The following is a 15,165-nucleotide window of genomic DNA, read 5'->3' on the forward strand; positions in this document are numbered from 1 at the left end:
GCCCAGGACAACCTCGAACTGCGGGGAGTCCCCGCGCTGCCCGGCGGTGATCACGATGGACATGGGCTTTTGCCCCTGCTCGACGGCGAGGTGCAGCTTGGTGGTCAGGCCGCCGCGCGAGCGTCCGAGGCCGTGGTCGTCGGGCTCGACTGCGACACCGCCGGGCGGCTCCTTCTGCAGGTCCCCCTTTTCCTCGCTCCGGCGGCGTGCTGGTGGGCCCGGCAGACGGTGGAGTCGACGTTGAGGTCCCAGGTGATCAGGTCCTTGGCATCGRCCCGGRCCTGAAGTTCGGTGAAGATGCGCTGCCAGGTGCCGTTGCGCTGCCAGCGGCGGAACAGGTCGTACGCCCGGCCCCACGGCCCGTACTCGGCGGGCATGTCCCGCCACGGGATGCCGGTACGAACCCGGAACCGTATGCCGTCGATCAGCTGCCGCCGGGTCCATATCGGTGGCCGGCCGGGCTTCTTGCCCGTCGGCAACAGCAGCTCCAGCACGGCCCATTGCTCGTCCGTCAGATCTCCACGCGCCACGAATCAAGATCATCTCACGCCCAGGATCCACTTTCGACACAGGCCCTAATGGCCCTGTCCGGCGCTGGATGCTCGAGCGGCGCCCACCAGCGATGATCAACAGGTCTCCCGTCGCCGCTGGGGGTTCGCGGGAGCGTCAGCCATTCCGCGTGGGCTCTTTTCCCTGGCAGGCGGCGCGGCTGGTGCACGGGATCAGACAAGAAGATCGCGTACTGACACCGGGACCAGGCCTGCCGTACGCAGGTTCGTGACGATGCGGGCAAACGCGGTGACGGTTCCCGGGTAGCCGAAGTGCATGCTCACAATCGAGCCGGGCCGGACGCCGGCGCGCACCCGCGCGACGACGGCGTCGGCTCCAGGGGATGTGTAGTCAAGCGGGTCGACGTCGAAGTCCACGACCGTCCGGTAACCCGCGGCACCGGCCTCGGCGAGGATCAATGGGGTGGCGGTGGAGGTGCCTGAGGGCCGGAAATAGCGGCCCTGGGCCGGAGCCAGCCGGGCCAGGACGTCGCGGCATCCGATGATTTCCGCCGCCACCAGGTCGGCTGGCAACGCCGTCAGTACCGGGTGGGAGTACGTGTGGTTCGCCAGTTCGTTGCCAGCGGCCAGGATGACGGGGACAAGATCACGATGTTCGTCCAGCCACTGTCCGACCGCGAACACGGTAATCGAAACCAAGAGTTCGGCCGCCTCGGTGAGCAGCCGATGCGCCAGGGAGAGATCCTGGTCCGCCTCGTGCGGGCCGAGGTGGAAGGTGAGCGCCACCTGCGGACGGTCCCGCGGTCCGTGGGCGACCGCTGCCGCGGCCCCTCCCGGCATCAGCCCAGGTCCGGGAGAGGCCGCGGTGGTTGCCGCCTCTGAACTGCCGGGGCGGGCCGCGGCGGCAGACAGCCCCGCCGACGCCGACGCGGGTGGGTTCGACCCACCGGTGGCGCAGGCCGCCAGCCCGGCGGCCGTGACCACCGTGCCAGCGGCGGACAAGAACTGGCGACGCGATGATCGCCCATCGGCGCTCTCAGGCATGCGGATCCGATCCGGACGCTGGGGGAGGTTCGAGTGTGGGGCCGGGCCGCGCTCAGGATATCGGCAGAAAAGCTTATGATAAAAACCGTCACCATGACGTCGATCAGCAAACGATCCGGTGAAGCAATCAGGACAAGTTCTGGGCCCCGACGCCGCGGCACAACGGGCGAATCAAGGTGAACAGGATTTGTCCGCACCTCCGACGGCTCGGCCGCTGGGGTGTGTCTGATGGATACTGGTCGGTGTGGGCGTCGCCCGCGCGATCGAACATCCGTCAGGCACGCCCTAATCGACCTTCACCTGGCTGAACCACGACCGAGCCTGCTGGGGAAGGCCCGGAGCGTTCACATCATCGTTGCTGGTGCCTCCACCGCCGACGACAGCGCTCTCGACAGTCTCGACAGCGCCGCGTTGGATGCCGCCGCGCGTCACCATCAGATAGCCGACCAGTACGACGATCACGATGAGGGCGGCGAGGGCGGCGAGGGCGACCAAGCCGTCACCGAGACCGACGCCGGACCTTCCGGCCGGCTTGCCGAGCCAGTCGGCGAACGAGGCGCCCAGTGGCCGGGTCACGACATAGGCGGACCAGAAGGCGACGACCTCGCCCAGGCCGAACCGCCACCAGGCGACCGCTGGCACCAGGATGACCGCTGTGAACAGGATGGCCGAGGGCAGGTAGCCGAAGTGCAACGAGTCCGCGGTGAGATCGCCCATCGCGGTGCCCAGCGCGAACGTCGCGAGCACGGTCAGCCAGTAGTAGGTCTCCCGGCGGCAGGTCACGATACTGTGGATCGACAGCGTTCCTTCACGCCGATGCCATGCGTAAAAGACGGTCGCGAGGACCACGATGTAAAAGACCGTCGAACCGATGTGGCCGATGGGTGGTCCGTCGGCGGCCATGGTGCCGAACACCGCGACCATCATCACCGCAAACCAGTAGACGGGAGCGGAGTAACTCCGGGCCCGGAACTGCAACCAGAGCGCGAGTGCGAGGCCGAGGATGCCGACCGCGCCCGCAAGCACCAGGCTGAGGTGCGCGAGATAGTCCGATGTCGCCTCGCCCATGCCCGTTGTCAGAATTTTGACGACCCAGAACAGCGCCGTGATCTCCGGGACCTTGGGGGCGACGGGCTCCCGACCGTGGGTCCGGCTGTGCGAGGAAGAAGGCATCGGTGTCTTTCCGGGGCGGCGACAGGGACGTTTCAGCGCTGCCGCAATACACCACACCATTCATGTGACGGACGTGTGAGCGCGTGCCATGGCTCGAACGTCCGTGACCGTCCACCACCGTCGCGAAACCAGCCCCCGGGTGCGGAAGTTGAGCGGCACCGCGATGGGCCGAGCCGGTTGGTGACCAGCACGGTCTCAAGGAACTCGGGGCGGTTGCCCATGACGATGGCGACCCGGTCGCCAAAGCCGATGCCGCGGCGTGCGAACGCGTCGGCGAGTGCGTGGACGCGCTCGCGTAACTGCGCCCAGGTGGTCGTCGTCCCGTCGAACCGCAGTGCGGCCTTCTCGGGGATGGCGTCGGCGTGCCGCTCGAGGTGGTTGTTCCAGTGCGGCCGGCGGGAGATGTGGGGCTGGCTGATCCGGCTGCCGGGTTGGGTGCTGGTTGACGTGGGTGATGACGACATGGGTCGCCTTTCGGGTGTGGCGGCGAGGATGGCCCGTACACCGGCCGGGCAGGGCCGAGAGCGCGGGATGCGGAAAACGACCCGGACAGCCGGGTCGGCCACGGCCACCGGGCGGCGACACTCGACAGCCATGGCGAACTGGCGGGCCGGCCCGCTGGTGGAGCTCGGCGGGCCGGCCCGACATTGGAGCCGGCTCAGGTGGCGGCGTGGTGGGTCGCCGCACCGGAATCGCCGTGGTGCACGGGGCAGCCGGGGACGAAGGTCCCCATCCGCTCGATCTGGAAGCCGTCGGGGTAGCTGCGGATACGGGACATGTCGTGGACGTACCGGGGTGAGCGGCGGGCCGGGAAAAGCGCGACGATCCCGGCCCGCACGCGCAGCGCGCCCTCGGAGAGACGTCGCGCGACGCGGCCGGGCTCCCTGTAGCCGAATGCCGCCAGCAGCGGCGGGTCCATCAGGGCCCGGCTGAAGACCTCGACCAGCGGCCGCACGGGCCGGGGGTAGAACGTCGTCAGCAGACGCAGGGTCGCGTCCGCCACCCGACGCCCGCCCGGGTCGAACGCGAAGTGCTCGCGCTCGTAGTCGTCCATCAGGCGGGCGAACTCGTCGTATGTCGCGGGAACGTCCGTGATACCCAGGTGGTGACCAAGGGTCTGGTAGTACCGGACCGAGGCCAGCACCTCCCCGTCGGTGAGCCGGCGCCAGCCGTACTCGTCGATCCACCTCTTCGGCACCACCACGAACGTCGACAGGACGTAGCGCATGTCGGCGTTGGAGATGTCGTACATCCGGTGCATCTGATTGATGCGCCGCACCGCCGCCCTGCCCCGCGGAGTGTCGAAGCCCTCCAGCAGYGGCACCTCCAGCAGGATCGCGGTGTCGTCGTAGCGCTTCTGGGTGTCGCGGCCGAACTCGCYGGTCCGATCCAGCAGGCCGCCGATGCTCGGCACCGCGTAGGTCCRGAACAACGCGAAGCTCAGCGACTGGTTGAGGTCCCAGGGGAACTCGTAGACAGCCAGGTTTCGGTAGATCTCCATGAACTGGCTCTCGGGGTCCAGCCCTTCGTTATGACGGGCCTTGGTCACGACGACTACCTCCTCAGCGACCGCCAGTGCACTGTAAGTGCACCGACACCTCCGCGCAATCGGCGATCGAGGACTTACCGAACACAGGAAGCGGAAGCCGTGCCTGAAGCTGCCGGTCGGCCACAGGGCCGGGGTGGCCAGTTCCGCTACCTCGACGGTCCTGGCGGGGCCACACTCATGGCAAACCTCGTGACGCCGCCATGGCGGGTGTCAACGGGCTCACGGCGGCGGTCGGTAAGCCACACGGGACTGTGTTCACCGGCTCATGTCCGGACAGGCGTGCCAGAACGTCTCCTACGCCGCGGGACGAGGGACGACGCGGACGTCGAGGTCGGCGTCGAGCGCCTCGGCGAGCCGTTCCAGCACAGGCAGTGTCGGTATGGTGCCACCGGCCTCGAACCGCGCCACCGCCGACTGCGTCATGCCCGCCGCGCGGGCCAGCTCGGCCTGGCTCCAGGCGCGCCGCTGGCGCAGTTCCCGCACCGCCCGGCCCAGCTCGAACGCCAGCCTGGCCGCCTGGTAGGCCTCCCGCGCACCCGGCTCGCCCATCCGCCGTTCCCGCAGCCCCGCCCAGTCCGCCCGCTCAGCCATCGCCGTCGCCCCCTTCATCCTCGCCCACCGTGCGCGACTCGGTCAGGCAGCGTGCCAGCGCGCGCCTCGCCCGGAACACCTCGGCAGCCTCCCGCATCCGTGTCTTCGCGAACACGGTCAGCAGAACCACCCGCCGGCCCGGCGCGATCCAGTAGGTCACCCGGATCGCCCGGCCCTCCAGATGGAACCGCAGCTCCCGCAGCTTGCCATCGAGCTGCCGCGTGTACGGCTCACCCAGCAACGGACCCTGCTCGGCGAGCAGGTCCACGTAGAAGGCGGCCGTCGCGAACTGCGCGGTCGGCAGCCGCTCCAGCCAGTCCCGGACCTCCGGTTCCAGCTCGACGATACCCCAGATCATAGCGTTGACGCTATATTCGCGCGACGGTGATCTCATGTGTCAAGACCGACGCGGCCACCCGGCAGACCACGACACACCGCACACCATCGGCCACACGGACGACCGTCCCGGCAAGGCCGGAGAGCCACAGGTTGAGCGCCTCGACTCCCGGGTGGGCTGAGCCCTCGATCGTCAATCGGTGGCGGTCTCCGCGCTCCGCGGCACGAGCCGGCCTCCGATCTCCAGGATGTCGTCGAGCAGGATCCGCACCCGCTCGATCTCGTCGGCGATACAGTCGATCAGTATCTTGACCTCCACGTCACGCTTACCCGGATCCGCCGTCACGAAGACCCCCACTACCCCGGCGCCGGCGGCGCTGCCGCGGAATACGTCCACACCGTCGCCGTCCGCGGCCACGGTGCTCTCCGGGTAGCTGTAGTCGACGGGATACACGGCCTGCGGCACCCGTGGGTATCTGCTGCCGGCCGGACGGTCCACCAGCCGCGAGGTGGCCGCCAGCCCGTCGAGGTTGCCGAAGAAGCGGGTACAGGGAGCCTCAGACATGGTCGCCGCCGTCGAGTAGAGGACCCATGAGGGAGACCACGAACACGAAGTGGCCTGGGGTCGGCTCCATTGTCCAGCCGCTCGCGCGAGACGGTGRCACCCTGGCCGCGTCCTCCGGCTCGAACGACACGCTGATGGTGTGGTGCAGGACGGCCGGGATGCATCCCCCGGCGAGGCGAACCGATCTCACTCTCACTACGTTCTGGAGTCGAGATCTATCGGTGTGCTTGAGGACTCGAACCAATTGATCAGCGCCAGGACATGGACATCTTCCACCTGATCAAATGTCGGAAACCATAAAGTTTCCCCGTCCTGCCAGAATAACGGCATGATTACAGATTGCGGTGGAGTTGAAGGGTAGAACTTGAACCCCGATCTAGCCCACTACCTACGCCAACGCACCCCACAGAGGATCTGAAGCGTCCCCACGCGGGCGGCGCAACATTCACGATCCTGATTCCTCTCTGAAGGATACATGCCCTGACGGACAAGGCGAACGAGGACGGTCAGTGGCCGGAACTCCGGCCACTGACCGTCTCCTGGGAGGGAGGAATGTAGCGCATCCACCCGCGCGATGTAAGCTATTTTTTCTCGGTTGAGGCGCTAGCACCATTGCCCGACGCTGGGGCGGCATCGGTGGAGTCATGCCATTCGCGCAGGTTCTGTACCACCTCTTCGTAGAATTTCTCCAGCGTGTCCACCAGCGATGTGACAAATGTACCCTTCCCTGCGCCGCGTTTCGCACCGAGAGGAGCACTCAGGGAAATACGAAAGGCCCGAATCTCACAAGCCGAGCCAGCGATCAAAATCTCCGGCTTCTGGCGCACCAAGGCAAGAAGATCGGCTCGGGCAGCCTCCCGCGAGCCTTGGTCGAAAGATTCAACCCGCAGATTCCCGTTTGCATCCGCGAGCTGCCTCATAATCCACTTCACTCGGGTGAGCGGCCGTCCTTGGCGAGGAGCGTCGATGCTGACCGAGCATCCAACCCGGCCCACACGCAGGTCCGCTGTCACAGTCACCGGGCCAACCGTTCCGGGGATCCGCAGCATCGCGGACAGGGTGCCGTTCCGGCACAGTTCCTCGGCCAATGCATGCCGTCGCTGCACCGCGTCCACCCGCCGGTTCAGGTGAGGGAGGACCTCGATACCCAGCAGCCCACCCAGGTGCAGGCACAAATAATGGGTAAGCTGGTCGAAACGTTCGGCGACGGAAGGCAGTCCTTTGTCCGCCGGTCGCAGCGTACCCGCCGAGACGCTGTCCCTCACAGCCACCCAGTGAGGCCCCATGTCGTCGAATTTGTCGGCACCCGAACGTGGGTGGTCGAGGTACCTGAGGAACTCGGTGAGAATGTATTCTTGAGTGGCGTCCGCCACCGAKCTGTTTTCGAGCAGAAGCTGGCAGCGGAATCTGATCTCTGCCCATGAAAGGTGATGGACGCCGACTTTCTTCGTTTTTCGCCCGTCGATCGCGATGGGGTGCCGTTCGTCCGCCGCTGTGATCAGATTGGATACGGTGATGACAGTATCGAATCGCTGTTCCCGAGCGATGTCCAGATATGCCTCGACCTGCTCCGGGCGGAGCTCCCCCGTCCCGGTCTTCACCTCGACCAGCGCCGTCCACGTACGCTGCCCCCGCGTCACCCGGATCAACCCGTCCGGCCGGTAAGGCTTGTCACCCCGGCTGAATGGAACCTCGATGAACGTCTCGACCTGGCCGGCGGGCGCCCCGAACCGGGTCGTCAAAGCGCGGCCGAATTCGCGCACGGATCCCACGACGGCGAGCAGAGCCGAGGTCGCACGCCGCTCCTGCTCCCCGGCTCCACCGATACCTGCCACCGGGAACAGCCTCGCCGACTGCCAAGGCTCCTCCGCCTCCCCGGCATCCAACCGCCTCGCCTTCGAAGCCGACAGCCGCCTCGCAGGCCTGCGTTTCTTCGTGGTCACCGTCTGGGTTCGCCGCTCCCTGGCCGGGGCCGGCGGGCGGGACACACTTGCCGGACTCACATCGTTGGGAGCATCTTGCACGGCGCTGGAGCCACCACTGACCGTGGAATCGGCGCCAGCGGGCGCCGCTGGCTCGGCGCGGCCGGGTGTCGGACTTTCTTCCTCGTCAGCATCGACCTCGATGCCGTATTCGGTGACGAGTGCTGCCAGGCCGGTGTCGTATCCCTGACCGATCGCGCGGAACTTCCATTGCCCGGTACGGCGGTAGACCTCTCCGAGTACGAACGCTGTCTCGGTTGAAGCGTCCGTGACGTCGAAACGAAGCAGCTCCGTCGCGTCGGACCCACGCAGCAGCCGCAGCCGCAGGTACTCCAGCCGCCCGAAGCCGTCCCCGGCCCCGCCGTCCAGACTGGCGGCGAGCAGTACCCGTTCAACGCTGTCCGGGACATCGTCCATGTCGACCTCAACGACGTCGGTGAAGGCCGTGTACCTCTCCTCCACGCTGGAGGTCTTTCCACGGAGCCGGACCGCCCCACCCGCCCCGGACGGCTGGTTGTAGAAGACGAAATCGTCGTTTGACCGGACCTTGCCGTCGTCCCCGAGCAGGAGAACGCTCACATCCGCGTCAAGCGGATGCCCCTTCTCGGCAGCCCACTCAAGAATGACCRATACAGAACCGATTTCGTCAGCCAGGGCACTGAGGGTGACGTTTCCCCCCTTGCGCATGGCCGCAACCGTCGCAGCGCACATACCGGGACCATATCCCCAAGACCTTGGCCGATAGGATGCCCACTGACATCACTACATCAGACCACTGTTGAGAAATCAGACGCACAAGAGAAGGCGTCACGCCAGGCTCCGCGGGTCAGCGAAGATCTTGGTTTCGACTGATCACAGCAACCTTCCCCGGCCTGCTCGGCAACTCATTATCCYGCGCCTCCGATACACGGAGGGGACAGATGCGGACAAGGTGGGCAGACCTGGCGTTGGCGGCTGTCACGATCGCGAGATGCGGTGGAGGCGACGTGCCAGTTACTGCACCAGCGCCAACCCCGACGCGCACTCTGCCGGCAGACAACCCAGGTTATCGACTGACTACCGCGGATGATGAAGTGTCGAACCAACTCATCGTCGACTGGTACAACGCCGCGGCGAGCGAGGCGGCCGAAGGCTGCAATGGCACCGTCACACAAGCGATCAAGCTGGCGATCGAGACTCGGGACATCCTCATCCGTCAGGGAAAGCCGGCCACCATCCTCGCCATGCTGCGCGATGCCGCTCTGCGGGCGCGTGAACTCGCCAAGGTGTGGGGCACCACCGTTCTCATCACCGACGTCGAGCGGCTCGCTGGCTCTTGGCCTCCACCTGGAAGCACCCTGCCCTGGGGCGACATACCCGCTGCCCTGTGCCTCGTCGCCGGCACCCTCCTGACCGACCGATGGTTCAGGGCAGCACCAGCCAGTCGAACCGGAGCGTCGGCCGCATGTCCTACCGCCCTCGCGAGGAGTTGGTGTTGGCAAGTCCTGTCTCGCGGAGATGGTGAAAAAGCATGCATGGACGCTGGCGGCCTCTGTGCGACGCTGTCCACCGGACCGGTTGCTGGTGACGAGCCGATCCCACCCCGGCCGGACAGGTTATCGAGGACGGAATCACCGTGACCCTGTGCAACGAAGATCGAAGATGGGGTGAGGGGACTCGACCCCCTCACCCCCAGCCTGATCTGCACCTATGTGTCCGGATCAAGCCGCCGGTCAACCATCTATAAAGCGCGCGAACCCGTACTTTTGCATCGTTTTCCCAGGTCAGACGGTTCGCTACAGCAAGTGGTGGAGCTGAGGGGATTCGAACCCCTGACCCTCACACTGCCAGTGTGATGCGCTACCAGACTGCGCCACAGCCCCAGATGTGTTACTGCCGCCCTGCCCTGCTGCCTGTCTCCCTGTCGTTCCCCCGTACCGCTTGCCTGCTTCGCACACCTTACAGGCTCTGCCGAGTGCCCGTTCAGGAGGTACTCGGCGAGTGTACCGGTTCGGTGTCGGGGGCGGCCGAGGCGTCGAGCGCGGGCGGGGCGGCCTGCGCGAGTGGCCCTGCCGACGCCGCCCGCGGGGCGTCCGTCCGAGGAACGGCGCGGGTGGCGGCGAGCGGGCCGCTGTTGTGCTCGAGCAGCCGGAACCGCCCGTTGGAGCGGCGCAGCAGCGACCAGCGGCAGTTCCCCAACGGGCCGAAGTGCCACCACGTCGACGGCGGTACGTCGAGCACCCGGCCGATGAGGGCCCGGGCGGTGCCGCCGTGGAGCACCAGCACGGCCAGCCCGTCGTCGCCGGGCAGCCCACTGGCGAYGAGATCCTCCACGACGCCGATCGCCCGGGCGCCGACCTCCTCGTAGGTTTCACCGCCGCCGCGGCGGACGTCCTCGCCGCGGTGCCAGGCCGCCGCCTCCGCGGGGAAGCGCTCCGCGGCCTGCCGCGCGGTCAGGCCCGACCACTCTCCCAGCGAGATCTCGCGCAGTCGGGGGTCCACCTGGACGGTCAGGCCCAGTTCGGCTGCGGTCGTCCGGCAGCGCAGCAGATCCGAGGAGACCACGACGTCCGGCGCGAGCGCGCGGATCGCCGGTGCCACCAGCCGGGCCTGAGCCCGACCGGTGGCGTCCAGCGGCGGGTCAGCATGCCCCTGGAACCTGCCCAGTTCGTTCCATGCGGTGCGGCMGTGGCGCCACAGCAGGATCCTCACCGGCGGCCCGCGCCGGGGGCCACCGCTTCCACTTCCACCCGACGGGCGATGTCACGGTCGGTGAAGGTGATCCGTGGGCAGTCCTTCCACAGCCGCTCCAGGTCGTAGTACGTCCGCTCCTCGCCGTGCTGCACGTGTACCACGATGTCAGCGAAGTCGAGCAGCACCCAGCGTCCCTCGCGTTCGCCCTCCCGGCGGACCGGCTTGGCGCCAAAGCCGCGCAGACGCTCCTCGATCCCGTCAACGACGGCCTTGACCTGCCGTTCGTTGTCCGCGGACGCGACGACGAAGCAGTCCGTGATGGCCAGCCGTTCGCTGACGTCGAGCACGACGATGTCACGGGCGAGCTTGTCCGCCGCGGCCTGCGCCGCTTCGAGGGCGAGCTCGACGGCTCGCGGGGATGCGGTCACGAATACACCTCTCCGGGTTCGGTGGGTCGTCGGGCTCCGGTGGATCGTCAGACCCTGGTGGATCATCGGTCACGACCGTCACCCGCGCTGGTACGGCTGGCACGTCCTTCGTCGACCGACTGTGGGCGTGTGCCGGACCAGCTTGTGTACTGCCTGTCCAGCCTGACACACGCAACACTTTCACGAGCCTGGATCTGCCCTGCGTCGGCTCAGCGGGCCCGCCGGCCTGATCGGCCCGGTTCCCGCGGGCGCCGCGCCGCCGGCACCGCTGCCGCCGGTGTCACCGCCACTTCCGGTACCGGCGGCACCGGCTCGCGGGCCCGCCGGACCCGCCGGACGCACCAGACCCGGCGAGCCGGCCGGGCCGGTCGGAACAACCAGGCCGGTCGGGGCGGCCTGGCCACGGGGTTGGTACAGGCCGCTCTTGGCGATGAAACGCACCACCCCGTCCGGGGTGAGATACCAGATCGGCGCCCCGCGGCTGACCCGGGCCCGGATGTCGGACGACGAGATCGCCAGCGCTGGCACCTCCAGCAGGCTGACGGCGTCCACCGGCAGGCTCGCGTCGAGCTCGAGCTGGTAGCCGGGCCGGGTGACGCCCACGAAGTGGGCCAGCCCGAACAGTTCCTGGACGTCCCGCCAGCTGAGGATCTGCGCCAGCGCGTCCGCGCCGGTGATGAAGAACAGCGTGGCGTCGCTGCGCTGGCGGCGCAGGTCCCGCAGCGTGTCGATGGTGTAGGTCGGGCCGCTGCGGTCGACGTCGATCCGACTCACCGTGAAGCGAGGATTACCCGCCGTCGCGAGAAAGGTCATGAGGTATCTGGCCTCGGCCGGTGACACCTCCCGGTCGGCCTTCTGCCACGGCTGCCCGCTGGGGACGAAGACCACCTCGTCCAGATCGAACAGGGCGGCGACCTCGCTGGCGGCCACCAGGTGGCCGTTGTGCACCGGGTCGAAGGTCCCGCCCATCACGCCGAGCCTCACGAACGGACAGTAACCGGAGCACGGCGCGGTTTCGACATCTCACCGGATGTATCACATCTGGCGGCGCCCGGCACGTCCGCTGTCACACACCGGGCCTGACAAGCGAGGAAAGCGAGGAAAGCACGCACGGGGACGACACGCGTGGGAAGCGCGTGGGAAAACCGGGGATCGGCGGGAAAAGCGGGACCGCGGGAAGTTCGGCAACCGCCGGGGAAGCGGCCGTAACCATGCCGCCGTCGGCCCGCTAGGCTGGAAGTGTCGCAACCATTCCGGGCTGGCCGTGACCGGCGCCCGTGCCTGCCACTTCTGCTGCCCGAGGGGGCCCGCCTGATGCCGCCCAGTCCGCTCGCGGGCCGGCCCGCGCCACCCGACACCCTCATCGACGTGGACGCGCTGCTGGCCGCCTACCACGACGAGCATCCCGACCCCGCCGAGGCCTCCCAGCGGGTCGCGTTCGGGACGTCCGGGCATCGCGGATCGTCACTGCGACGCTCCTTCAACGCCGACCACATCGTCGCGGTCACGCAGGCGATCTGCGAGCACCGAGCCGCGCACGGGGTGGACGGGCCGCTGTTCCTCGGCATCGACACGCACGCCCTGTCCGCGCCGGCCCGCGACAGCGCGCTGACGGTGCTGGCAGCGCACGGGGTGGACGTGCGCGTCGCCCCCGGCGACGAGGCCACCCCCACCCCGGTGATCTCCCACGCGATCCTCACGCACAACACCGGCCGCGGCGCCGTCGGCCAGACCACCGCCCGCCCGGGCGGGATCGCGGACGGGATCGTCGTCACGCCGTCGCACAATCCCCCGGCGGACGGCGGGTTCAAGTACAACCCGCCGAACGGCGGGCCGGCCGACACGACCATCACCTCCTGGATCCAGGACCGCGCGAACGCCCTGCTCGCCGACGGGCTGCGCGGCGTCCAACAGGTCTCCCTCGAGCGGGCCCGGGCCGCGGCCACCGTGCACGACTACGTGTCGGCCTACGTCGACGACCTGCCGTCCGTGATCGACCTCGACGCCATCCGCGGCGCGGGGGTGCGCATCGGCGTCGACCCGCTGGGCGGGGCGAGCCTGGTCTACTGGCAGGCCATCGCCGAGCGTTACAAACTCGACCTGAACGTGGTCAACGCCACCATCGACCCGCGGTTCGGCTTCATGACCGTCGACTGGGACGGCAAGATCCGGATGGATCCGTCGTCACCGTACGCGATGGCCTCCCTACTGCGCCTGAAGGACTCCTTCGACGTGGCGCTGGCCAACGACGCCGACGCCGACCGGCACGGCGTCGTGACCCCGGCGGCCGGCCTGCTCAACCCCAACCACTACCTGTCGGCGGCCATCTCCTACCTGTTTGCGCACCGCGCCGACTGGCCGGGCGCGGCAGCGGTCGGCAAGACCCTGGTCAGCTCCAGCATGATCGACCGGGTGGCGGCCGGGCTCGGGCGCGGCCTCGTCGAGGTCCCGGTCGGCTTCAAGTGGTTCGTGGACGGGCTGGTCGACGGCTCGCTCGGCTTCGGTGGGGAGGAGAGCGCCGGGGCGTCGTTCCTGCGCCGCGACGGCCGGGTCTGGACCACCGACAAGGACGGCCTGATCCCCTGCCTGCTCGCCGCGGAGATCACCGCCGTCACCGGGCGGGACCCGGGGCGGCTGTACGAGGAGCTGACCGGCCGGTTCGGCGCGCCCGCCTACCGCCGGGTCGACGCGGCGGCCTCCCCCGCGCAGAAGAAGATCCTGACCTCCCTCACCCCGGCGGACCTCGACGCCGGCACGCTCGCCGGCGAGCCGGTGCGCGCCGCGCTCTCGCACGCCCCGGGCAACGGGGCCGCGATCGGCGGGGTGAAGGTCGTCACCGAGAACGCCTGGTTCGCAGCCCGGCCGTCCGGCACCGAGGACGTCTACAAGATCTACGCGGAGAGTTTCCGCGGCCCCAAGCATCTTCAGACGGTCCTCGCCGAGGCCCAGGCGGTCGTGGACGCCGCGCTGCGTCGCTGAGGTTCTCCCTCGCGGCATCGCGGCGTCGCCGGAGCCCCCGGCGTGGCGCCCCCCGTGTCGCCACGCCGGGGGCTCCGGGGCGTCTCTCCCGCCCCGGGACCCGCCCCCTGGCCTCCCCCGTGTTGTCGCGCCGTGCCACGCGGCGGCGCCACGCCGCCGATTGCCCCTGTATTCCCGGCCCCTGTTTGTTGGCGCCGCCTGGCGACGCTGCGGAGCCACAGGTTCCGGCTTCTTTCTGTCTCCTGGTGTGACGTCCTCGGTGTGACGTCGGTTGTCCTGCGACAGTTGGCTTACGGTGTCGTGGCCTACGGCGTCGGTGCGCCCGGGGCGGTGGGCGTCCGGGTGCGGTTGCGGATCCGCCGCAGGAGGCGGTAGCCGCCGAAACCGGCCCCGGCCAGCAGCGCGATCAGGACGATCGGCCCGATCAGACCGACGAGCACGGCTACCCCGCCGGTGAAACGGTCCCAGGACAGTCGCAGCGCCCCGACCAGGCCCTCGTCGTCATCCGGGTCCGGCCTGGTCGTGGGCGTTCCCTGCTCGCTGATCCGTACCGTGAGGGTTGCCAGGTCGCTGGCGTCGGCCAGCACCTGGCGCTGCCCTTCGAGCTGTTCGATCCGCGCCTGCACGTCGTCGATCCGCTGCTGGACGGAGAGGATCTCCCCGATCGAGTCGGCCTTGCCCAGCAGGGCCAGGTAGGTGTCGCGCGAGCTGCTCAGCGCCTTCAGCCGAGCCTCAAGATCCACATACTCGCCGGTGACATCCTGTGAGGAGACGGTTGACGCCCGGACCTCGCCGGTCTTCCCCACCTGGCCGCGCAGGTCGTCGAACGACCTGGTCGGCACCCGCAGGGAGACGGTCGCGCGCTGCTGGTCGTCATCAGAGGTGGCCGAGGTGCCGCTGCTGTCCAGCGAGGCGAGATAGCCGCCCAGCCCCTGTGCCGCCGTCGAGACGGCGGCGACCGCCGCGTCGACGCCGCCTGGCCGCACCTGTAGTGACATCGAGCCGGTCCGGACGATCCGTGGCTCGGCTCCGGCCGGCCGGGCCGGATCGGCCGCCCGCGCCGTCGGCACGGAGCCGGCTGCGACGCCGGACCCGGCGCCGGACTCGGCCGCGCGTGCGTCGCCGGCCAGGGGAGCGGACGGCGCCGCCGGCTCTCCCGGAGCCACCATCCGTGAATCGCTCGGAGCCTGCCCGTCGCCGCCCACGGCGGACGACCCCGGCTGTGACGCCGGCATGTCAATGGCCGGCAGCGGGACACTCGACGACGACCCGGACGTATCCGACCAGCTGCCGATCGCGACAACACCGCCGGCAACGGCAACAACCCCGACAACAA

Annotated in this window: 13 protein-coding genes, 1 tRNA gene and 3 pseudogenes; 2 read left to right on the top strand and 15 right to left on the bottom strand. The window is 68.8% G+C overall.

The features are described 5' to 3' along the window. From BL254_RS10095 to BL254_RS10140, 10 genes and pseudogenes are all read right to left on the bottom strand, one after another. Positions 1–530, bottom strand: a pseudogene (locus BL254_RS10095) (IS5 family transposase); the annotation flags it as partial. Positions 531–722: 192 nt separating this feature from the next. After that, a complete protein-coding gene (locus tag BL254_RS10100) occupies positions 723–1,553 on the bottom strand; it encodes a polysaccharide deacetylase family protein (protein ID WP_047224955.1) in 831 nt (276 codons plus the stop codon). Positions 1,554–1,838: 285 nt separating this feature from the next. Then, positions 1,839–2,726 carry a membrane protein gene (locus tag BL254_RS10105; protein WP_047224954.1) on the bottom strand — a complete coding sequence of 296 codons (888 nt, stop codon included), beginning with the start codon at positions 2,724–2,726 and terminating at the stop codon, positions 1,839–1,841. A gap of 141 nt (positions 2,727–2,867) precedes the next feature. Then, positions 2,868–3,190, bottom strand: a pseudogene (locus tag BL254_RS10110) (AMP-binding protein); the annotation flags it as partial. Positions 3,191–3,384: 194 nt separating this feature from the next. Next, positions 3,385–4,275 carry an oxygenase MpaB family protein gene (locus tag BL254_RS10115; protein ID WP_076843167.1) on the bottom strand — a complete coding sequence of 297 codons (891 nt, stop codon included), beginning with the start codon at positions 4,273–4,275 and terminating at the stop codon, positions 3,385–3,387. A 294-nt stretch (positions 4,276–4,569) separates the two neighbouring features. Then, positions 4,570–4,866 carry a helix-turn-helix transcriptional regulator gene (locus tag BL254_RS10120; RefSeq protein WP_047224951.1) on the bottom strand — a complete coding sequence of 99 codons (297 nt, stop codon included), beginning with the start codon at positions 4,864–4,866 and terminating at the stop codon, positions 4,570–4,572. After that, positions 4,859–5,224: a type II toxin-antitoxin system RelE/ParE family toxin gene (locus BL254_RS10125; RefSeq protein WP_047224950.1), complete on the bottom strand. Its 366-nt coding sequence runs from the start codon at positions 5,222–5,224 to the stop codon at positions 4,859–4,861. Before BL254_RS10125 ends, BL254_RS10120 begins: the two co-directional genes overlap by 8 nt. A gap of 171 nt (positions 5,225–5,395) precedes the next feature. Then, on the bottom strand, positions 5,396–5,767 hold the full coding sequence (locus BL254_RS10130; protein WP_047224949.1) for an inorganic pyrophosphatase: 372 nt from the start codon (positions 5,765–5,767) through the stop codon (positions 5,396–5,398). Then, positions 5,760–5,957: a hypothetical protein gene (locus BL254_RS10135; RefSeq protein ID WP_076843168.1), complete on the bottom strand. Its 198-nt coding sequence runs from the start codon at positions 5,955–5,957 to the stop codon at positions 5,760–5,762. The genes BL254_RS10130 and BL254_RS10135 overlap by 8 nt, the downstream gene beginning before the upstream one ends. A gap of 391 nt (positions 5,958–6,348) precedes the next feature. Further along, a complete protein-coding gene (locus BL254_RS10140) occupies positions 6,349–8,436 on the bottom strand; it encodes a TerD family protein (RefSeq protein WP_076843169.1) in 2,088 nt (695 codons plus the stop codon). Positions 8,437–8,822: 386 nt separating this feature from the next. On the opposite strand from BL254_RS10140, the gene BL254_RS25925 reads away from it, so the two are divergent. Beyond that, positions 8,823–9,368: a hypothetical protein gene (locus tag BL254_RS25925; RefSeq protein WP_139342256.1), complete on the top strand. Its 546-nt coding sequence runs from the start codon at positions 8,823–8,825 to the stop codon at positions 9,366–9,368. Between the two features lie 166 nt (positions 9,369–9,534). Here BL254_RS25925 and BL254_RS10145 read toward each other — a convergent pair. The 4 genes and pseudogenes from BL254_RS10145 to nadD form a co-directional block, all read right to left on the bottom strand. After that, positions 9,535–9,611, bottom strand: a tRNA-Ala gene (locus BL254_RS10145). Positions 9,612–9,711: 100 nt separating this feature from the next. After that, positions 9,712–10,440, bottom strand: a complete 729-nt coding sequence (locus tag BL254_RS10150; protein WP_076843170.1) for a histidine phosphatase family protein — start codon at positions 10,438–10,440, stop codon at positions 9,712–9,714. Beyond that, positions 10,437–10,850, bottom strand: a complete 414-nt coding sequence (gene rsfS / locus BL254_RS10155; protein ID WP_047224958.1) for a ribosome silencing factor — start codon at positions 10,848–10,850, stop codon at positions 10,437–10,439. The genes BL254_RS10150 and rsfS overlap by 4 nt, the downstream gene beginning before the upstream one ends. A 402-nt stretch (positions 10,851–11,252) precedes the next feature. After that, positions 11,253–11,819, bottom strand: a pseudogene (gene nadD, locus BL254_RS10160) (nicotinate-nucleotide adenylyltransferase); the annotation flags it as partial. Between the two features lie 345 nt (positions 11,820–12,164). On the opposite strand from nadD, the gene pgm reads away from it, so the two are divergent. Then, a complete protein-coding gene (gene pgm, locus BL254_RS10165; RefSeq protein ID WP_076843172.1) occupies positions 12,165–13,829 on the top strand; it encodes a phosphoglucomutase (alpha-D-glucose-1,6-bisphosphate-dependent) in 1,665 nt (554 codons plus the stop codon). Between the two features lie 305 nt (positions 13,830–14,134). Here the strand turns inward: pgm and BL254_RS10170 are convergent, their stop codons facing one another. Beyond that, entirely contained in the window at positions 14,135–14,998 is an 864-nt protein-coding gene (locus BL254_RS10170) for a DUF4349 domain-containing protein (RefSeq protein WP_217699259.1), read from the bottom strand. Positions 14,999–15,165: the final 167 nt, after the last annotated feature.

Origin of the sequence: Protofrankia sp. BMG5.30 (assembly GCF_001983005.1) — a bacterium.
Classification (GTDB): Bacteria; Actinomycetota; Actinomycetes; order Frankiales; family Frankiaceae; genus Protofrankia; species Protofrankia coriariae.